Annotated in this window: 19 protein-coding genes; 11 read left to right on the top strand and 8 right to left on the bottom strand. The window is 68.2% G+C overall.

Translation table 11 applies throughout. The annotated features are described in order from the left end of the window. Positions 1-7 precede the first annotated feature (7 nt). The 4 genes from thrS to ON27_RS32880 all read left to right on the top strand — a co-directional run bounded on the left by thrS (position 8) and on the right by ON27_RS32880 (position 3,742). Positions 8-1,228, top strand: coding sequence for a threonine--tRNA ligase (gene thrS, locus ON27_RS32895; protein ID WP_043736394.1), 1,221 nt, complete (start codon positions 8-10; stop codon positions 1,226-1,228). A gap of 124 nt (positions 1,229-1,352) precedes the next feature. Then, a complete protein-coding gene (locus ON27_RS32890) occupies positions 1,353-2,696 on the top strand; it encodes a cytochrome P450 (RefSeq protein WP_043736393.1) in 1,344 nt (447 codons plus the stop codon). Positions 2,697-2,778: 82 nt separating this feature from the next. After that, complete coding sequence (locus ON27_RS32885; protein WP_043736391.1) at positions 2,779-3,114, top strand: hypothetical protein; 336 nt, start codon at positions 2,779-2,781, stop codon at positions 3,112-3,114. A gap of 10 nt (positions 3,115-3,124) precedes the next feature. Continuing rightward, the gene (locus ON27_RS32880; protein ID WP_043736390.1) at positions 3,125-3,742 is read left to right on the top strand and encodes a TetR/AcrR family transcriptional regulator; all 618 of its coding nucleotides are present in this window, start codon (positions 3,125-3,127) and stop codon (positions 3,740-3,742) included. 24 nt (positions 3,743-3,766) lie between these two features. Here the strand turns inward: ON27_RS32880 and ON27_RS32875 are convergent, their stop codons facing one another. Further along, positions 3,767-4,537 (bottom strand): 2-phosphosulfolactate phosphatase, encoded by a 771-nt coding sequence (locus ON27_RS32875; RefSeq protein WP_245560450.1) that lies wholly within the window; start codon positions 4,535-4,537, stop codon positions 3,767-3,769. Positions 4,538-4,669: 132 nt separating this feature from the next. Here ON27_RS32875 and ON27_RS32870 point away from each other — a divergent pair, with 132 nt between their 5' ends. After that, positions 4,670-5,521 carry an aminoglycoside 6-adenylyltransferase gene (locus tag ON27_RS32870; RefSeq protein ID WP_051047240.1) on the top strand — a complete coding sequence of 284 codons (852 nt, stop codon included), beginning with the start codon at positions 4,670-4,672 and terminating at the stop codon, positions 5,519-5,521. Positions 5,522-5,570: 49 nt separating this feature from the next. Here the strand turns inward: ON27_RS32870 and ON27_RS32865 are convergent, their stop codons facing one another. After that, positions 5,571-5,939, bottom strand: coding sequence for a 4Fe-4S dicluster domain-containing protein (locus ON27_RS32865; protein WP_245560448.1), 369 nt, complete (start codon positions 5,937-5,939; stop codon positions 5,571-5,573). A gap of 185 nt (positions 5,940-6,124) precedes the next feature. Here ON27_RS32865 and ON27_RS32860 point away from each other — a divergent pair, with 185 nt between their 5' ends. Then, positions 6,125-7,591, top strand: coding sequence for a DUF4328 domain-containing protein (locus tag ON27_RS32860; protein ID WP_043736387.1), 1,467 nt, complete (start codon positions 6,125-6,127; stop codon positions 7,589-7,591). Continuing rightward, the gene (locus ON27_RS32855) at positions 7,588-8,073 is read left to right on the top strand and encodes a hypothetical protein (protein WP_218003083.1); all 486 of its coding nucleotides are present in this window, start codon (positions 7,588-7,590) and stop codon (positions 8,071-8,073) included. Before ON27_RS32860 ends, ON27_RS32855 begins: the two co-directional genes overlap by 4 nt. Positions 8,074-8,109: 36 nt before the next feature. On the opposite strand, the gene ON27_RS32850 is transcribed toward ON27_RS32855, so the two are convergent. Both ON27_RS32850 and ON27_RS32845 read right to left on the bottom strand, forming a co-directional pair. Beyond that, the gene (locus ON27_RS32850) at positions 8,110-10,689 is read right to left on the bottom strand and encodes an ATP-binding protein (RefSeq protein ID WP_043736385.1); all 2,580 of its coding nucleotides are present in this window, start codon (positions 10,687-10,689) and stop codon (positions 8,110-8,112) included. 43 nt (positions 10,690-10,732) lie between these two features. After that, entirely contained in the window at positions 10,733-11,152 is a 420-nt protein-coding gene (locus ON27_RS32845; RefSeq protein WP_051047239.1) for a hypothetical protein, read from the bottom strand. 98 nt (positions 11,153-11,250) lie between these two features. On the opposite strand from ON27_RS32845, the gene ON27_RS32840 reads away from it, so the two are divergent. From ON27_RS32840 to ON27_RS32835, 3 genes are all read left to right on the top strand, one after another. Next, positions 11,251-12,219: a GlxA family transcriptional regulator gene (locus ON27_RS32840; protein ID WP_245560446.1), complete on the top strand. Its 969-nt coding sequence runs from the start codon at positions 11,251-11,253 to the stop codon at positions 12,217-12,219. A 349-nt stretch (positions 12,220-12,568) separates the two neighbouring features. Then, complete coding sequence (locus ON27_RS43460; protein WP_157227570.1) at positions 12,569-12,949, top strand: hypothetical protein; 381 nt, start codon at positions 12,569-12,571, stop codon at positions 12,947-12,949. A gap of 246 nt (positions 12,950-13,195) precedes the next feature. Continuing rightward, a complete protein-coding gene (locus ON27_RS32835; RefSeq protein ID WP_043736379.1) occupies positions 13,196-13,630 on the top strand; it encodes a YybH family protein in 435 nt (144 codons plus the stop codon). Between the two features lie 109 nt (positions 13,631-13,739). On the opposite strand, the gene lexA is transcribed toward ON27_RS32835, so the two are convergent. The 4 genes from lexA to ON27_RS32815 form a co-directional block, all read right to left on the bottom strand. Continuing rightward, on the bottom strand, positions 13,740-14,402 hold the full coding sequence (lexA, locus tag ON27_RS32830; RefSeq protein WP_043736378.1) for a transcriptional repressor LexA: 663 nt from the start codon (positions 14,400-14,402) through the stop codon (positions 13,740-13,742). Beyond that, entirely contained in the window at positions 14,399-15,397 is a 999-nt protein-coding gene (locus tag ON27_RS32825) for a LysR family transcriptional regulator (protein WP_043736377.1), read from the bottom strand. Before ON27_RS32825 ends, lexA begins: the two co-directional genes overlap by 4 nt. Before the next feature lie 109 nt (positions 15,398-15,506). Then, positions 15,507-17,804 carry a molybdopterin guanine dinucleotide-containing S/N-oxide reductase gene (locus ON27_RS32820; RefSeq protein WP_043736395.1) on the bottom strand — a complete coding sequence of 766 codons (2,298 nt, stop codon included), beginning with the start codon at positions 17,802-17,804 and terminating at the stop codon, positions 15,507-15,509. Between the two features lie 58 nt (positions 17,805-17,862). Beyond that, positions 17,863-18,345 (bottom strand): nitroreductase family deazaflavin-dependent oxidoreductase, encoded by a 483-nt coding sequence (locus tag ON27_RS32815; RefSeq protein WP_043736375.1) that lies wholly within the window; start codon positions 18,343-18,345, stop codon positions 17,863-17,865. A gap of 397 nt (positions 18,346-18,742) precedes the next feature. Between ON27_RS32815 and ON27_RS32810 the strand changes: the two genes are divergently transcribed. Further along, positions 18,743-19,988: family 1 glycosylhydrolase (locus tag ON27_RS32810; RefSeq protein WP_043736374.1), on the top strand; the 1,246-nt coding region annotated here is incomplete at its 3' end.

The following is a 19,988-nucleotide window of genomic DNA, read 5'->3' as shown; positions in this document are numbered from 1 at the left end:
GACCACCATGCCCGACCATCGCGCCATCGGCCGTGCGCTGAATCTGTTCGACACCGACCCGCTGATCGGCTCCGGCCTGCCGTTCTGGCTGCCGGACGGCGCGATCGTGCGCCAGGCATTGGAGGATTACATCCGCGCTGCCGAACGCCGCGCGGGCTACCGCCACGTGTACTCGCCGGTGCTCGGCAAGCGCGAACTCTACGAGATTTCCGGCCATTGGCAGCATTACCGCGACGATATGTTCCCGCCCATGGACATCGGCGGTGAGCAAGTGGTGTTGCGCCCGAGCCTGTGCCCGCACCACGCGCTGCTGTTCCGTTCCCGCGCGCACAGCTATCGGGAACTGCCGTTGCGGATCGCGGAGCTGGGTGGCATGTATCGCTCCGAACTGTCGGGCGTGCTGGGCGGATTGGCCCGGGTACGCGGGATCCAGCTCAACGACGCGCATATCTTCTGCACCCTCGATCAGGCGGCCGCCGAGGTCGCCGCGGCGCTGGCGATGATCGCCGACGCCTATACCGCGCTGGGCATCCGTGCCGCCCGCTACCGGTTGTCGCTGCCCGGTCCGGATGGGAAATACGTCACCGCGCCACGCATGTGGGAGCAATCGACTGCCCTGCTCACCGCTGCCCTGGACGATTGCGGCCTGCGTTACGACGCGGTGGAAGGCGAGGCGGCGTTCTATGGCCCCAAGATCGACGTGCAGGTCCGTGACAGCGCCGGACGGGAGTCCACCTTGTCCACTGTGCAGGTCGATTTCCATCAACCCGAGCAGTTCGACTTGCGCTACACCGGCGCCGACGGCGCGGCGCATCGGCCGGTCATGGTGCACCGCAGCATCCTCGGCAGCGTCGAACGGGCGGTGGCGCAGCTGATCGAATGCCACGGCGGCAGGTTCCCGGCCTGGCTGGCGCCCACCCAGGTGGTCGTGCTGCCGGTGACCGATGCCCAGCGGTCGGCGGCCGCGGACCTCGAGCGCCGCTGCCGCGACCTCGGGCTGCGCGCGGCGGTGTCGCCGCCGGATCGCGGCAGCCTCGGGGCCCGCATTCGCGATCACCGCTTGGTGCCGTATCAGGCGATCATCGGCGCCGAGGAGGCCGCCGTCGGCGAGGTGGCGCTGCGCCTGCGCGACGGCCGCCGCCGGGCCTCGTTGCCGGTCGCCGAAGCGCTCCGGCGCATCGAAGCCCCGCTCGCCGTGCACAGCGCCGAACTGTGGGATGCCGCGTGAGCTGAGGGTGTCCGGCCGACGGTGGCCGGCTGTGCCCGAAGGGCTGTGTAACCCTTGTCACAGTATGGTACAGGCGCGTACCGTACAGGTGGTACATCGGAGTACCACACGAGGAGGTGGGCACATGCCCGCTGTGCGACTTCCCGACGGGCCATCCACCCCGGCGATCGTGCAGAACCTGGAAATCCTGACCGGGCGCACCCGGACCTGGCGCCGCATGCACGAGCGTTACGGATCGGCCTTCCGCATCCAGATGCCCCGATTCGGAGACTGCGTCGTACTCGCCGACCCGGCCGAGATCAAAGCCCTGTTCACCACGAGCACCGACCTCGTCGACAACATCGACGTCAACCTCGGTCAATTCCTCGGGCCGGGTTCGCTGTTCGCGCTCACCGGCGCCGAACACCGCAAGCAGCGCAAACTGCTCACCCCACCGTTCCACGGCCGCAGACTGGCCGTGTACGAAGCACTCGTGGAAGCCGAGGCGGTCCGCGAGATGGCCGAGTGGCCCTCGGGCCGCGAGTTCGCGACGATGGACTCGATGATGCGGATCACGCTGAACGTGATCCTGCGCGCGGTCTTCGGCGCCGAGGGCGCGGAGTTCGAGGAACTGCGCCGACTGCTGCCCGAACTGGTCCTGATCGCGTCCGCCCTCGCCGCGATCCCGGTTCCCCGGCGAGCCCTGGGCAGATTCGGCCCCTGGGCCCGCTTCGCGGCCTACCGTCGCCGCTACGACGAGATCGTCGGCCGACTCATCGACCGCGCCACCCGCGACGGACTCGAGGAGCGCGACGACGTACTGGCGATGATGCTGCAGGCGCGCTACGACGACGGCACGGCCATGTCCCGCGGGGAGATCGCCGACGAACTGCTGACCTTGCTCACCGCAGGGCACGAGACGACGGCGACGACGCTGTCGTGGACGATCGAACGGCTGCGCAGGCACCCGGATGTCCTGCGGCGCTTGGTCGCCGAAGCCGAAGCCGGCGGTTCACAGCTGCGCGAGGCGACGCTGCTGGAGGTGCAGCGCGTACGGCCGGTCATCGACATGACCTTGCGCCAAGTGCGGGCCGAGACTCTGCGATTGGGCCGATGGACGTTGCCCAAGGACCAGAAGATCGTGGTCAACATCCGGTTGATGCACGACAACGAGGAACTCTTCCCGAATGCCCGCGCCTTCGACCCCGACCGGTTCGTCGGGGTCCGTCCGGGCACGTTCAGCTGGATACCGTTCGGCGGTGGCAGCCGCCGCTGCATCGGCGCCGCGTTCGCCACGATGGAGATGAACGTCGTGCTGCGCACGCTGCTCCGGGACTTCACACTCGAACCCACCACCGCCCGCGACGAGCGCACCCACTTCCGCGGCGTCGCACTCGTCCCGGCCGAGAAGGGCCGCGCCGTGGTACGCCGGCGCACGCCGCGGCCCGGCGAGCGAACGCTCGACCGCGCCGTCGAGGCGGCACCATGAGCGAACACTTCGACGTCCTGATCATCGAGCGACTGCCGCCGGGCTACGACGTGGACACCCGCTTCAAGCCCGTCTACCAGCCGTGAATCAGCGCCTGTGCCCGGTACCGGACGGAGACCTGTTCGGTGCGATCCGCGACGGCCGCGCCACGGTGGTCACCGATCGCATCGAACGGTTCACCCCGACCGGGCCGCGCCTGGCCGCCGGACGCGACCTCGAGGCCGATGTGGTGGTGACCGCCACCGGCTCGCGGCTCCTCGCGCTCGGCGGCATCCGTCTCACCGTGGACGGGCAACAGGTCGCGCTGCCACGAACCATGACCTACAAGGGAATGATGACGACCACCACACCGTGGCATCGGGACACGACGAGCGCTCGGCCACAGGTCCGGGCACAAGGAACCGAACGGGGTAACTAACCTGACTCTCGTGACCCGCGCCGCTCCCGTATCCCGCGTCTCCCCCGACAACGGCCCGGAGTCGGGGTTCCGCCGTCGCCTGCTCGACGCCATGGCCGTCGCGGTGCGCGAACGCGGCTACCAGGACACGACCGTCGCCGACGTGGTCCGTCACGCCCGCACCTCGCGCCGCACCTTCTACGAGCACTTCAGCAGCAAACAGGACTGCTTCATCGCCCTGCTGAGCGAGCACCACAAGGAGATGATCCAGCGCATCGATTCCGCGGTCGACCCGCGCATGCCCTGGCGCACACAGGTGCGCCAAGCCATCGAAGGGTGGATACGCACCGCACGCGACGAGCCCGCCCTGACCCTCAGCTGGATCCGTGTCGTCCCCGCCCTCGGTGACGACACGCGGCAGTTGCAGCGCGAGGTCGGCGAGGCGTTCGTGGCACTGATCCAGAAGCTGGCCGACACACCGGAATTCGCCGCCGCCGGACTGCGGCCGCCGTCTCGCCAGGTGGCGACGATCCTCTTCGGCGGCTTCCGGGAACTCATCGCCACCACCGTCGAAGACGGTGACGACATCGCGGGCATCGTCGACGTGGCGGTCGAATCCGCGATCGCGCTGGTCGGATCACACCGCTAGCGTGGTCTCGATGACCGCCGCGGCTCACCGGACGGCGTCGGCGAATGCTCCGCCGGTCAGCACCGGCACCACCTCGCTGCTGTCGAGTTCGGTGGCCACCGCGACATCCTGCGCGAACCCGCCGCCGGAAAGTTCCCGACCGGAGGCGCAGTCCCGGATCAGCGCTGAGAGGTCGGCGACCCCGTCGTGCGCCACGGCCGCGGCATGTGCTTCCGGAGACAGCGGTCCGGCTCCGATACGCGCCAGCGCCCCGGCGACCGCTCCCGCACCGAGCCAATCCTCCACCGCGGGCCGCAGTATGTCGCGTCCGGGCCATTGTTCACCGGCGGCGATCACGGCGACCGGTCGCTGCGCGCTGCCCCATCCCTGCCGCACGATCCAGCGGGCGACCGCGCTCGCGTTGCGCAGGCACGCCGCGACGACCGGCACACCGCGGACGGCGGCGGAGATGGCAGAGCCATTGGGTGAGGGCAGCACGAGCCGCTCGGCGACCGGCGCGGCCCGCAGCGCCGCCGGAGACAGCGACCACGGCTGTCGCTGCGACACCGCTCGCCGCCCCACCGCCAACCGCGCGTCGTGCCTGGCCGCGAACTCCGTGGCCCCGCCGTCCCGCCACGGGTAGGGCAGCACTCGTGTCCCGGCTTCGACCGCGACCGACACCGCCGTCGTGAACGACAACACGTCGACCACGACCACGCACGCGCTGGCGGGTCCGAGCGCCATCGCACCCGCGCAGCCCCACTCCAGACCCACACCCCAGGGCCGCTGCCGCGCCCACTCGGCGATCTCCCGCAAGTTCTGCCTCCCATCCGAAGACCGCGACGCTGCGGTCGGATACTCACCACACCGAAAACCTGATGGCGTCCGCGCCGTGCGACGGGAAGGATGGCGGTCACGCCGGAAAGCCCCGTCGCAGGAAAGGGACACATGGAGGACGCCGACCTCGTCGTCGACCGGATCATCGGGTTCGCCGCCGCACATCCCGGAATCTCGGCGGTGATACAGACCGGGTCGCGGGCGCGAGGAACCCGAGTCGACGAATTCTCCGATCTCGACATCGAACTCATCGGCCCCGGCACCGGCGAACTCGTCGGCGCCGACGACTGGCTGCCCGCGATCGGACCGGTACTGGTGAACATCCACCTGGCCAACGACCAGCCGCACTGGCCGACCTGCCTGGTGGTCCTGGCCGAAGGCCGCAAAGTCGACTTCACCCTGGCCGGTCCCGCCCGCCTCGACGGCCTGATCGCCGACGGCTTCGACGAACTGTATCAGCGCGGCTACCGCGTGCTCCTGGACAAGGACGGCAGTACCACCGCGTTGCCGCCCGCCACCGGCAGCCACACCCCCGCCCGGCCCACCGCCGCCGAGATCGAGGCGACGCAGCGGGAATTCTGGTTCGAAGCCACCCAGATCCCCGTCTACGTCGCGCGCGACGACTTGTGGCCCGCGATGCTGCGCTCGGCCGAGCTGCGCGATCTACTGCTGGCGATGGCCGAATGGCACACCAGCGCCCGATCGGGCGGCCGCATCGACCACTGGCACAACGGACATCACCTCCACGAGTGGCTCGATCCCCGTTTCCGCGACGACTTACCGGCGTTCTTCCCCCGCTACAACGGCGCGGAGATCCTCGCCGCGGTTCACGCCATGGCCCACACGTTCACCCACCTCGCCGCCGACGTCTGCCGCGAGAACCATTGCAGATACTGGGATCTGCGTGAGCGCGTGCTCGCCCACGCCGAGCGGGTCACCGCCGCCCGGCCCGGCACCGGCTGACCAGCTCCGAAAAATCGCCACGTGATCGGGATCCGCCGACTCCGTACGTTCACCGTTGCGACAGCCGCGGCGGCGCGGCGCCGTGCGGCAGAGGCGGGCCCACCGCGACCAGACTGCCCGGCCTGCGACCGCGACACCAGCCGATCTCCTTGCGGTAGCGACCGATATGGTCGTCGCGCACCGCGTCGTGATCAGCCAGCGGAGTCGCTTGCGGGTCGACGTACAGCGCGTCCGTAGGACAGTAGGCCTCGCATATGAAGCAGGTCTGGCAGTCGGACTGCCGCGCTATCACCGGGATGCCGCTGTCGGTGCGGTCGAAGACGTTCGTGGGGCACACGTCCACGCACTTGTCGCAGGCGATGCAGCCGCCCGCGCGCAGCGGTACTGTCCGGAACAGTAAGGCGCGTGGCCGACGCACAGAATGATTGCGTTCACCGCGATCCTGAAACTACCTACGGACCACCGATGCGTTCGGGTCGACGGCACACCGAGACTTATGTCCTTGCGGCTGCACGATGGCGGCTCGCTTTCCCCCGGCTCGGCGCGGCGGGTCGGCGGAGTCCTCGGATGCGGCCTTCCAGGGTGATCCACGGGAGGGATGTAATGCAGGTCGAGTTCTCCGGGCGCGACGATGCCGACTACGTCAGGATGACGTCCGCGCATCGTCCCGGGCCACCCTCGTTCGGGAGTGTCCTGGGCTGGTCTGTGGCCGTGATACTGGCCGCGGCTGCGGTCGTGGTGGCCCATGCGGTCGAGGTGGCGGGAGACTGGCGCAACTATCAGCTGTTGCTCGACTACGAGAACGATCTGTCGAGCACCGAGGAGTACCTGCGGAAGCTCCAGGACCAGACGGCTTCGTCCTGGGGATGGTCGATCGCGTTGCCTGCGCAACTGGTGTGTGGCGTGCTGTTTGTCATCTGGACCTATCGGTCCAGGCGCAACGCCGAAGTGCTCTGCGCCGCACCGCATCGGCTCCCGCGCGCGTGGGCGGTCGCCGGTTTCCTGCCGATCGTCAACTGGTTGCTGCCACCGCTGGTCATCGATGACATCCAACGGGCCAGCGACCCGGCGACGCCGACGAACGCCCGGAGACTCGCGGCGAATTCGACGACTCCGCTGGTCGTCTTGTGGTGGATCGGGTTCATCACAGGCTCGATCCTGCTGTTCGTGGCGTATCTGCTCGGCGTCGCGCCCCGGTTGGGCACCGCCGGGACCGATCTCGCGGCTCTGGGGATGCTGGCCGGTTTCAGCGGGATGCTCTCGCTGGGCGCGGCGGCGGTGACGTTGGCCGTGATCCTCCTTCGGGTCACCCGATGGCAGGAGGCCCGCGCCCCGCTGGCCGCTACAGCGGAGGACGGTGCCGAAATGGAGCCGCCCGTATCGGTTCGACCTGACCTCGCCCAGCACGCCGCTCCGCCTCCGGTGCGCCCGCTCGAGCCCGTCGGGGTACTCGGGACCGTGGCCGCGGGGTTGTCGCTGGCATCCGTTGCCGGACCCGCGATAGTCGCGATGGCTGCCTCCGGATACGGCGAGGGGGGCAATGCGAAGAAGGGCACGCCCGAGTACGAAGCAGCAATGGACGATTGGGCGCCTTTGATGCTGTTCGGTCTGCTGACTTGGACGCTCACCGTGTTCGTGGCGGGCTCCCTATTCCTTTTCTGGCTCCTGCGCGCCAGGATCAATGCCGAGATAGTGAATCCGGCGGCGCAGCGTCTCGGCAGGGGGTGGGTCCTCGGCGGCTGGTTCGTGCCAGTGGGCAATACGATCATCCCCGCCGTCGTCGTCGACGACGTGTACCGCGTGAGCCACCACGGCTCGACATCCATCCGCTGGCCAGTGGTGGTCTGGTGGCTGGCTTGGGTCGCCGCTTGGACGGTCGCAGCGATCGGCCTCGCCTACCTCGTGCCGGCGATGCTGTGGACCGCCACAGCGCTGTTCGCGCTCGCGGCGGCGCTGCTGACGACGGTCGTCATGCAGATCGATCGGGGCCAGCAACGAGCGGCGCTCGCGCACAGCCGCGTCGCCTCCCCAGAGTCCGGGTCGCCGCTCGTCGGCCGGAGCACCGCGTGACGACCCGGCGATCGGGCGAGATGGACCCGGCGGTCGATGACGACGACGGGCATCAGCGGTACGCGCGCTACCGCCAGGAACTGGCGTGGGTTCTCCCGGAGGGCGAAAGCGGCATGATAGAGGTCGTCCTCGGTGATCCGGACACGGCGATGGCGGAGGCGGCGGTGGTCGAACACCTCGACCGGCGGGCCACCGAACTGCTCAGCGCCTCAGAATTCCTCGATTGGGCGCACACCATCGGGCAAGTGATCGGTGAGCGCGAATACCTCGTCCGCAGGCTGCGCGAATGGGCTCTGCTGAGATCGATCCGCACGGGCGAGGCGTGGACTGCCGATCAGATCCGCGGGGCCTCCGACTGGTTCCAGCGCAAGGCCGTCGACCTCGCGACCTCACCCGCTGTCCTGGCGCTGCTCGCCGACCAGGGAAGAACTCGCCGCGTGCGCGCCGCAGCCGCGCGTCGGACAGCCCGACCGAACCGCTAGCCGACCACCCTCGCTGGTGCGCCCTTCCGGGCTGTGTCATCGCCGGCGGCGGGACGGACGGCGGGCGGCTTCGGTGTCAACTCGGGCGGAGAGTTGATCGGGGATCGAGACGATGATGTGTTCCCGGGAGGACACTGAGAGTTTGCGCAGGATGGCCGCGACTTGCGCGTCGACGGTCTTGGGCGCGCTCCCGCGGCGTATCGCGATCGCGCTGTTGGGCCAGCCCGCGGCGGCGAGCACCGCCACCTCCTGCTCGGCGCGGGTCAACAGCTGCCAGGGCGCGGCCTGCCCGCCGCCGAGCGCGGTGGACACCCGGTCGGGCGGCAGCGTGCCCATGGCGAGGTGGTGGACTTCGTGCGATTGCGGCCGCAGACTCCCGCCGCGCGCTTCGGCCTCGGCGAAACGTCCGGCGCCCAGCACCTTCCGCGCGACCTCCACGGCGTTCGCGGTTTCGTCCTGGAACGGGCCCAGCCCGGTGATATCGATGCCCAGCTCGCCGCGCAGAGTCGAGGTACCGCCGATGAGCTGGGCGATCTCGGTGGCGAGCGCGACCTTGCCCACACGGTCGAGCGTGCCGCGGCCGCTATCGGCGTCCAGGATTCGCGCCAGTGCCCAGGCGCGCGCTTGCACGGCCCACAACGCACCCCATTCATCCCGCCGGCTCAGCTGCCGGGCCAGTGCCCGGCGTGCGGTATCCAGCGCCGCCGACGCGTCACCGTGCTTGGTCAGCGTGATCGCCCAGACGAGGTCCGCCCATCCTTTCGCGAACGACGTGCCCGAGGCCTCGGCATGATCCAGGTACGCCGAGGCGAGCGGGACGGCACGATCCGCGGTACCGAGCAGCGCCGCCGCGAGGGCGGCGATCAGCTCACTGATCGAGGCGGCGCTGTCGGCCCCCAGGCGGTCGAACTTCGCACGGGCACGCGACAAGACGACGGTCGACCTCGCGTCCCGGAGTACGAAAAGAAAGTTGCCCCAGACGAATTCCACCTCCGCAGATAGACCGATGTCGGTTTCGGGGTCATCCCGCCACCACCGGCGCGAGCTCTCCTCGGGTACGCATGCCTCCACGCACTTCGCCAGCAACCCTTCGGCCTCCTCCAGCTTCCCCTGGCACAGTACGATCCACGCCGTCGCGGCCGTCGTCGCGATTCGCAGCCGCACCGGCGGCTGCGGCAAGGCGTGCGTGGAGTTCAGCGCCGATTCGGTCAAACGGCGCGCTTCCCTGAGCGAGCCCATGCGAAACGGAAGTTGCAGCGCGAGTACCGCGGCGCAGATCTCCAGGCCGGCAGCGCCCTCACCCGGCAGCGCGACACTTCGTTCGATCGCGGTGATGATGTTGTGCCACGCCGCGCGCGCCCAATCCAGCGACTCGGATTCGGCCGGACCGAACCAGTGGGCCGCCGCGTCCACCACCTTGTCACGGTAGTACCGCAGATGCCGTCGAGCCAGCCGCACCCATTCGTCCTCGCCACCGCTCGAACGCAGACGCAACCGCTGCTGCGCGAACAGGTGCAGACTCTCGAGCAGCGAGTACCGCACGGTCTCCGCCTCGATGTGGACGGTGACCAAGGAGCGATCACAGAGCTGGTCGAGAAGCTGCCGCACCTGCGCCGCCGCGACCGTCTCCCCGCGTCCGACGTGGTCTGCCCGAACGCTTCCGTCGTCGGCGCAAACGGCTTCGATGGCCTCCAGCTCCACTCCGAGCACAGCGGGAGCCTCCGCATCGACCACCGTTCCGGCGGCGAACACCGAAAGACGGTCGAACAGCAACCGTTCCTCGGGCGGGCACAGATCGTAGGACCACTTGATCACATCACCCACTCGCCGGTGCCGGGCCTCGACGCCCAGTTGCGAGCCGTGCGTCCAGTGCATCCGCATATCGTCCGAGGACGCCACGCTCAACTCCCGCAGAACGGCCCCCAGCGGGCGACGGACCAGCCTGGCCGCGGCCAAACGGATGAACAGCGGATTGTTGTCGAGGTGGCGGCAGATGGCGCCGACCGTGTGGTCTCGGCTCGTCCCCACCACGGGGTGTCCGGCCATCTCCGATCGCCGCCGGAACAGCTCGATCGCGTCCGGCCGAGACAGCGGTGGCACCACGACGCGATACTCGTCGACCCAATCGATGGCCTGGCGACTCGTCGCGAGGACGATCAGCCGGGGCACGGCCGCGAGCAAGCGGCTGATCACTTCGCCCGCTCCGATCACGACATGCTCGCAATTGTCCATGACCAGAAACGGCGGACTGCCCTTCGAGTGACCAGCGGTGCGCCCGAGCGCCGTGGTCAACGACTCCCACGACGTCCGGCCGGAGAAATCCGCACCGACCACCGCCTGTACGGTCTCCTCGGCGACCAGGTCGGCGCCCGAGCCCGCGGCCAACCGCGCGAGTCGAACCCAATGGACCGGCGCTCCGGTGGATCTGCGATACCGCCGCAGCGCCTCCGCGGCGAGACTGGTCTTGCCGATACCGCCCGGTCCGAGCAGAGTGATCAGCCGTGCCCGGCCGAGCAGCAAGGCGACGATCTGCGCCAGCTCGGCCTCCCGTCCGACCAAGACCTCACCGACATCGTGGCGGACATCCGTGACGGCGGTGCCTGCGGAGTTGCTCATCGACTCCCCTCCTTGTGTCGGCGACTGTTCCCCTTGCTCGCGGTCATGGCACAAACAGCAGCGCCGCCGCTCCGAGAACGTCGACCACCCCACACCATTCCGACCAAGCCCGGGGCACGACGCGATCACGGCGGTGGTGGACGAAGTCCCAGACGCCGTGGGCCAGCCAACCGCCCGCGAGCAGGTAGCGGGCGAGACTCCCGTCCGCCGCCTGCACCGCGAGGGCGATGCCGCCGAACGCAAGAACCCCGGCCGTCTGCAGCGCGAACTCACCCCGGTGCCACAGGTCGCCGCGCAGCCCGCCGAACACCAGATAGAGGACGGCCATGACGGGTAAGAGGACGGCGAAAGGCGTCGGTTCGGACCCACCATCGGCGAAGAAGACGACGACAGCCACGACCGCGGCCAGCGTCGGCCACCGGCGCACGACCACGCCGACCGGCCCGGCGGAAAAGAGGTCCATACCGCCCACAGTTCTGATCGGCGCACCGGCAAGCGAGCAGGCGGACGGTCGATGTCCGAAATCTTGGGATCCTGGTCTTTCCGATGTAGGGTCGGGCTGTGCGGGAGCGGGTCATGGTGGTGGTCGGCTACGACGGCGCGGAGTTGCTCGACATCGCCTGTATGACAACGGCCCTCGGGATGGCGAACAACATGGGAGCGCGTCACCCGTACCGCATAGTCGTCGCCACGCCAGGCGGTCGGCCGATCGAGCTGCACTCGGGTCTGACACTGACGGGTCCGAGTTCACTCGAACGTCTCAAAGGGCCGCTGGACACGTTGATCGTCTCGGGCGGACTGGGCCACGACGCCGCCGCCGCCAATCCGCAACTCGTCGGCCACGTCCGGCGTCTGGCCAAGGAGAGCAGGCGGGTCGCGTCCGTCTGCACCGGCGTCACGATCCTGGCCGCGGCAGGCATCCTCGACGGCAAGCGCGTGACCACGCACTGGCAGTACGCCGGTCCATTCGCCGCCCGCTACCCCCGCGTCACGGTCGACCCTCGTCCGATCTTCATCCGCGACGGAAGTGTCACGACAGCAGCCGGAGTAACCAGCGCGCTGGATCTGGCACTGGCATTCGTCGAGGAAGATCACGACGCCGAGGTAGCGCGAACCGTATCCCGCTATCTGGTGACCTACCTGCAGCGGCCCGGCAACCAAGCGCAGATGAGCGTGTTCACCGCAGGCCCACCGCCGGAGCACGATCTCGTCCGCCGAGTCACCGCTCACGTGACCGCCCATCTCGACGGCGACCTGTCCACGGCCGCGTTGGCGGCCCTGGTCGGCGTCGGCGCGCGGCACCTGGCCCGGCTGTTCGTCGACCAGATCGGATATCCACCCGGGCGATACGTCCGCAGGGCGCGCGTCGAAGCCGCCGCGAACCTGCTCATCACGACATCACTGCCGATGACCGGCATCGCACGGCGCTGCGGCTTCGGCTCGGCGGAAACGCTTCGCCTCGCCTTCCTCCAGCAATACGGGACCTCCCCGTCCCAATTCCGGGCAACACACGTACGCAAGGCCGGGTGAACCGCGTGCGAACGCTCGAGCGCTCAACGCGCTGACCGAGGACTATTCCGCATGTCGCGGTGATTTCATTGCCGCACGACGGCGAGTGTGGTCGAGATGTCACCCTCCGCACATCGGGGGTCGATAGGTATCTCAACTAGGCTGTGCAGCAACATGTTTGACCGGTCATGAGTGGTGGATGCGAAAGTCCGCCGACTGCTAGGGTGCGCCGATGAGTGAATCGACGTCCGCCTCGAGCGATCAGCGCTCCGCCGAACCGCCCGAGAGATCGAGGCCCGACGGTCGAGCCGTCGGCCAAGGCGATCCCGGAACGCGCACGAGCACTGTGAGCCGTCCACGGACGTCCAGTGTGGGATTCGCGTTCCTTCTCGCTTCGGGGCCACTCGCGTTCGCCACGATGATGTTTCTCGATTACCGCGCAGTGCGCGCCTTCCGAGAAGAATGCCGCGTGACGAAGTATCGCGGAACGCTAAGTCTTGTACATCCCTACGGACTATGGTTACCGATCGGAACTGTTGCGGCACTGGCCCTGTCGGCAGTTGTCGCCGCTGTCGTTCTCACCCGCGCCGCGGCGCGACCGCATTCCTCGCGGCGGTACACGGCGGCGTTGCTATCAGTCGCCGCGCTGCTGACCAATGCGTTCTTGCTACTGATGACCTCGAACATTCTCAGCTACTACCCCGGAATGGATATGTCATCACCTCACGGCATGTCGTGCGCGAAACCCTGACTCGCTCGTCTCGGGCACTACCCGGCAGCCGTTCGACGGCCCACTGTCCAAAGTGATGTGCCTCACTCTGATTGCACAAGCCGTCCCTCGGCGCTGGTCACTTACCTGCGCGTAGGTAACCCGGTGGAACGTGCGTACTTGGCCCGCGCCGAGCGACGGTAAGAAACTACGAAGGTCGGCATCCTGCCGTCGCAGTGCCCATGCGCCACATGCGCGGCGCTGCAGTACCGACCGACAGGGGGCGAAATGAGCAGCAGCGCAGACGAAACAGCGATCCGCCACATCATCGACGAATGGGTCGAAGCCTTCCGGGAGAAATCCGTGGCGCGTATCGTCGCCACCCACGCCGCAGACATCGTCTCCTTCGATATCTTGCCGCCGCTTCGGTATATCGGTATCGAGAACTACCTCGAACCGTGGCACGACACCTTCGCCGCATTCGACGGGCCGATCGTCCAGGAAATCCACGACTTGGACATCGCCATCGGCGGCGATGTGGCGTTCAGCCACTCCCTCAACCGCATGACCGGCACCTACCGCGACGGCCGGACGGCCGACTTCTGGTTCCGCTCGACCACCTGCTATCGCAAAATCGACGGCCGATGGCTCGTAGTCCACCACCACACCTCCGCTCCTACGAATTTCGAGACAGGGTCCGCCGTGCTCGATCTCGTTCCATAACAGGAACCGGGGTTGCCGCCGCCCGGCAGCCCCGCGCCGGTGACCGCACTCTCGTCACCGGACGCACCCTCCGGCACAGGGCGGTGATCGCGGCCGTCGCGACCCGAAGTCAGACCCGCCGCATCACCGAAACGACCTTCCCCAGCACGATCGCTTCGTCACCGTCGATCACCTCGTACGCCGGGTTCCGCGGCTCCAGATACACGTGACCGTTGCGCCGCCGATACACCTTCACCGTCGCCTCGCCGTCGATCATCGCCGCCACGATCTCACCGGAATGCGCCTCGTGCTGCTTGCGCACCACCACGATGTCGCCGTCGCAGATCGCCGCCTCGATCATCGAATCACCCCGCACCCGCAACCCGAACACCGTGCCGCGCCCGACGAGCTCGCGCGGCAACGTCATCGTGTCGTCGGCATGCTCCTCGGCCAGGATCGGAGCACCCGCCGCGATATCGCCGACCACCGGCACCGCCACCGCGTCCTGCCCGATCTCCCGCCGCGCGGGCGTCGGCAGGAACATTCGCACGTCGATCGGACGCGACACCGTCCGGCCGCGCCGCAGAAAACCCCGCTCCTCCAGGTTCCGCAAATGCTTGGACACCGACGACGCCGACCGCAGACCCACCGCGTCACCGAGCTCGCGCGTATTCGGCGGATACCCGTACCGCAGCACCCAGTCTCGAATCGTGGCAAGAATCCGCTGCTGCCGCGGCGGCAACGTCGAGGTGTCGAGATGCTCGAACGCGTCGAGCTGGTCGTATCCGGTCACCTGGGGAATGGTAGAGGCACAGACGCACGATCCGCGCCCGGCGCCGCATCCGGAACAGCGAACAGCGCCCGATCCCGTTCGGGAACCCAGCAGGAGGCGGCGGTGTCCCGGTTGTAGTTGTCCGCCACATGCTCGATCAAATGCCGCAGCCCCGGATGCCGATTTCCCGTCGACCACAGCAGCGCCAGCGGATAGGCCGGTGTCGGATCGACGATCATCAAACGCCGCACGTTCGGATGCCACGGCGTCTGACCCCCGTCGCCGGTGAAGGTCATCAGCGACGACGAATGCGCGATGCGTTCGACGATCTCCGCCAGACCCGCCAACGGGCCGCTGACGTCGACGGGAATCCCACTGAAGGCGCTCAGATCTCGATAGAAGTCCGCCCACTCCGACGGCACGGCCGCTCCCGGCACCCACACCGGATGCCCCGCGATCTCCCGCAACGCGATCGTCGACCGCCCCGCGAACGGATGATCCTTACCCACCAGCAGATACAACGGCTCCAAATACGCCGCAGCCGCGACGATATCGTCGGGCAACGGCACCGGCCCGCCGTACGCGCGAGCCAGCGCCGCGTCCACCACACCGCAGCGCAGCGCCTCCCGCGAGGTCGTGATCACGTTCGAGATCACGACCTCGGTGTCGGAGCGCGGATGACGCGCGAGATAGAACTCCATCAACTCCGTCGCGGCCATCCGTTTGCCCAGCACCGCCACCCGCAACGGCCGCACCTCCGCACGCACCGCACGCACCGCGGCCTCCGCGCCCGCCAGTAGCGACCGCGCGTGCGGCAGCAGCCGAGCACCCGCCCCGGTCGGCACACTGCCGGCGTGCCCGCGCTCCAGCAGTTCCACCCCGAGCTGCGATTCCAGCTTCGCGATGCGCTTGGACACCGCCTGCTGACTGACCCCCAGCACAGCCGCCGCGTGCCCGAACTGCTCCTCCTCCACCACCGCGACGAACGCCCGCAACGCCGCGAGATCCAGCTCCACCCGCCACCTCCACCGACAACCAACCGTTGTCCTGATCGCCGTGTCCATTGTTCGACTTACACGATCCGCCCTGATCAGATGGACCAGCGATCGCGATCGGCAAAACAAGCTACAGTCCTGGCACGACCTCGGCTGGCGGCGGACGGAACACCTCCACCTCCGTGATCGGACCCGTATAGCGCTCGACCTCCACCAGTGTGAGCTGCCCCGCGCAACCCTGACTCAGCGTGGAGGAGGCACGGTCGGCAATGAGCACGTTCGGATTACCGTGACGGCAGAACCCCGGGTCGGCCGGGTCGGGGTCGTACCACGCCCCGGTGGACAACTGCACCACACCAGCCCGTACCCCGTCGTCGACGACCAGTCCGGCCAGGCAACTACCCCGCCCGTTGAACACCCGCACGATCGCACCCGTGGACACACCACGCGCGGCGGCGTCCGAGGGATGCATCCGAATCGGCTCGCGCCCGGAAATTTTGACCGACCGGCTGTAGACCCCCACATCGAGCTGGCTGTGCAGCTTCGTCCGCGGCTGATTCGCCACCAACTGCAACGGGTACCGCTCCGCCGCCGGACCACCGAGCCACTCCTCCGGCTCCAACCACACGGGATGACCCGGACAATCCGCATACCCGAAACCGGCGATGGTCGCGGAGAAGATCTCGATCTTCCCGCTGGGTGTGGCGAGCGGATACCGGACCGGGTCGGCCCGGAAATCCGCGGCCAGCACCTGCCGCGGGTCGGGCACCGGAAGTTCCAGGCTCTCCCCCGCCCAGAACGCATCGAAATCCGGCAACTCGTGGCCCGCGCGCGACTGCGCGAGGTGCCACTGCTCGTACAGATGCCGCAGCCACCCACCGGCCGAGCGCCCCTCGGTGAACTGCGGACCGACCCCGAGCCGTTCGGCCGCCGCGGCGAAAATCGAATAGTCGTCGCGCGCCTCGGCACGCGGGCGAGTCAGCGCCCGCATGGGAAAGAACACGCTGTCGCCTTCACCGACGCCGTAATCGTCGCGCTCGATGGACATGGTCGAGGGCAGCACGATGTCGGCGTGCCGCGCGGTCGCCGTCCAGAACGCATCGTGCACCACGATCGTGTCCGGACGCGCGAACGCCGCACGCAACCGGGCCAGGTCCTGGTGGTGATGGAACGGATTACCGCCGCACCAATACACCAATCGCACATCCGGATAGACCAGCTCCTGGCCGTTGTACCGGTAACGCGTACCAGGGTTCAGCAGCATGTCCGCGATCCGCGCGACCGGAATAAAGATATCGATTCCGTTGCGCCCCTGCGGGAGACGCGGCACCGGCGCCCGCGCCGGTTCCCCGACTCCGGCGGCCGACCCGTAACCGTGCCCGAATCCGCCACCGGCAAGACCGATCTGGCCCAGCATCGCCGCGAGCGCCACACCCGCCCACAACGGCTGCTCACCGTGCCGTGCGCGCTGAAGCGACCAGCTCACCGTCACCAGCGTTCGAACGGCAGCCATCTCGCGCGCCAGCGCCCGGATACGGTTCGCCGGCACACCGGTGACGGCCGCCGCCCACTCCGGATCCTTCGCGACGCCGTCCTCCGCACCACGCAGGTACGCCGCGAAGCGCTCGTAGCCGACGGTGTACGCGCGCAGGAACTCTCGGTCGGCCAAGCCCTCCGCATCGAGCACCTGAGCGAGCGCGAGCATCATCGCCACGTCGGTTCCCGGCAACGGCGCGATCCATTCGGCGTCGCCCTCGGACGGGGTGTCGTCGCGCAGCGGACTGATCGACACGAACCGGCAGCCCCGCGCCCGCGCCGCCGCGATCCAACCGCGCGTGTTGTGCCGCGAGACGCCGCCCGGCGAGACCGCCGTGTTCTTCGGCGACAGACCGCCGAAGGCCACCACCAGCTCGGAATGTTCAGCCAGCACCGTCTTGGCCGTCGCCCGTTGGGTCACCCAGCCGACATCGCCGATGACATAGGGCAGGAACACCGTCGACGTGCCCAGACTGTAGCTGTTCACGTGCCGGACGTAGCCACCGAGACAGTTCAGGAACCGATGCAACTGACTCTGCGCGTGATGAAACCGTCCCGCGCTGGCCCAGCCGTACGAACCGCCGTACACCGCCTCCGCACCGTACTGCCCGTACACCCGCCGCAGCTCACCGGCCAGCAGGTCCAATGCTCGGTCCCATGAGACCGGGACGAACGACTCCGACCCGCGCGCCCCGGGGCCCGGCCCGTTCTCCAGCCAGCCGCGTCGGATGTACGGCTGGTCGATCCGAGTCGGATGATGCTGCGCGGACGCGACGTTTTCGATCAACGGCGTCGGTTCCGGGTCACCACGCCACGGCCGGACCCTCGTGAGTCGTTCGCCATCACTGTCCGCCTCGAACGCGCCCCAGTGAGTCAGATGCGTGGTCACCATCCCACCGTAACCGCGCACCGACACCGCGCCCACCGCTCGTTCCCGTTCGCGCACTTGCTCAGGCGGATTGCCGACGCAGCTCGAAGATACGGAATACCCTGCCGCCGGACAGTTCGTACTCCATCGCGTAACCGGGCCAGAACGCGACCGCGCGATCCCAGAACGGCTTTCGTTCCACGCCGGTGATCTCCCTGACCGTCACCGAGAACCGCTCACCCTTGTGCCGGACCGAGGCGGTCTGCGCGGCACGCAGATTCGCCGACCATGCCGGATGCGCACGACCTCCCCAGTTCGACCCGAGGACGACGAAGTCCGCGCCGTGCGGGACGTACAGCAGAGACGTGGTGCGCGGGATTCCGGTTTTGCGCCCCGGCACGGTGATCTCGATCGATGGAAGCCCCGCCAAGTCGAGGACGCCCATCCGCCCACCGCTCAACCGCCGGAGTAGACGCTCCAGCCGCACCACGACCGGCGCCGTCCGCATCACCCAGCGCTGCTGGGCGACGCGCCGGGCCACTCGCGGCAGCGGATTCGCGACCATGGACGAATCCTGACACGCCTCCCGTGCCGAGTGGCATCCGCGCGCCCTGAACGGGGGTATCTCACAGCGAGACTCGCTCCCCTCCTCGATGCTTTTTTGCTTTTAGGTGCTGTTCGGGCGACACCTAGGAGAGATAGATAGTTAAATGCGCATATCTACTTAACCATATGTATCATCTGAGTCTCGTAGGGCTTCCAAAGGTGCGGAGCCCTCCTCCTGCGCGCAACTCCACACCTCCGCGACGCCTCCACCGCCCGCCCGGCCAACACTCCCCCACCCCGACTCCAGGAAAACGGACAAGCGACCAGTTACCCTGTCCCCCGTGGTCTTCGCCCCCACCGGGTGAACTCGCCGGAGGTCCAGAAGCGCCCGTCACCCGTCTCGGAACAGGAGTTCGATGCGTTCCCACCGCCACCGCGTCTCGTCCGTCCTCGCGGCTGTCTCCGTGGTCTTGCTCGGAGGCGCCACCCCGGCGGCCGCCCGGCCCGCACCGCCCGCTGTCGTCACGCCGATGGGCCCGGACTTCCTCTGGGGAGTGGCCGCGTCGGGATATCAATCGGAGGGTCACGCCCCGGACAGCAACTGGTCCCGCTATGTCGCGTCCGGGAAAACCACAGACCCTTACCGGGATTCGATCGACTTCTACACGCGCTACCGCTCGGACATCGCCTTGGCCGCCGACCTGGGCGTCAAGGTCTATCGGGTCGGCATCGAGTGGGCGCGACTCCAGCCCGAGCCGGGCAAGTGGGATCCGCACGGGCTGAAGTTCTACGACGACGTCGTCGCCGCCATCACCGCCGCCGGGATGCGGCCCATGCTCACCATCGACCACTGGGTCTATCCGGGCTGGGCGGTCGATCGAGGTGGCTGGGACAACCCGGGCATCGTGGCGGACTGGCTGGCCAACGCCCGCGTGGTCGTGGATCGTTACGCCACGTACAAGCCGTTGTGGGTCACGTTCAACGAGCCGATCGTCTACCTGGTGAACGAACTACGGCACGGCGGCTTGTCACCGGCCGCCGCGCCCGCGATGCAGGACCGGATCGCGCAGGCGCACAACACCATCTACGACCACATCCACCACGTCCAGCCGGACGCCATGGTGACCAGCAACGTCGCCTATATCCCCGGCGGCGAGGACGTGGTGAACAAGCCGCTGGTGGACAAGATCGCCGCCAAGCTCGACTACATCGGCATCGACTACTACTACGGCCTCTCCCCCGACAGCCTCACCAACTCGGCGAATTTCACCGAACTGTGGAAGAACCCGCTGCAGCCGGAAGGCATCTACTATGCGCTCCAACACTATTCGCGCCAGTTTCCGGGCAAGCCGCTCTACATCGTCGAGAACGGGATGCCCACCGAGAACGGTCTGCCTCGCGCGGACGGATACGGGCGGGCGGACTCGCTGCGCGACACCGTCTACTGGCTCCAGCGGGCCGAGGCCGACGGTATCGACCTGATCGGCTACAACTACTGGAGTCTCACCGACAACTACGAGTGGGGCTCCTACACACCGCGTTTCGGCCTGTACACGGTCGACGTCCTGACCGATCCGACGCTCACGCGCAAGCCGACGGACGCGGTGGCCGCGTACACGGCCATCACCCGAGCCGGCGGCGTCGCGCCCGATTATCGCCCGA

The organism is Nocardia asiatica NBRC 100129, assembly GCF_000308415.1.
Classification (GTDB): Bacteria; Actinomycetota; Actinomycetes; order Mycobacteriales; family Mycobacteriaceae; genus Nocardia; species Nocardia asiatica.
This window is presented reverse-complemented; position numbering and strand designations above follow the sequence as displayed.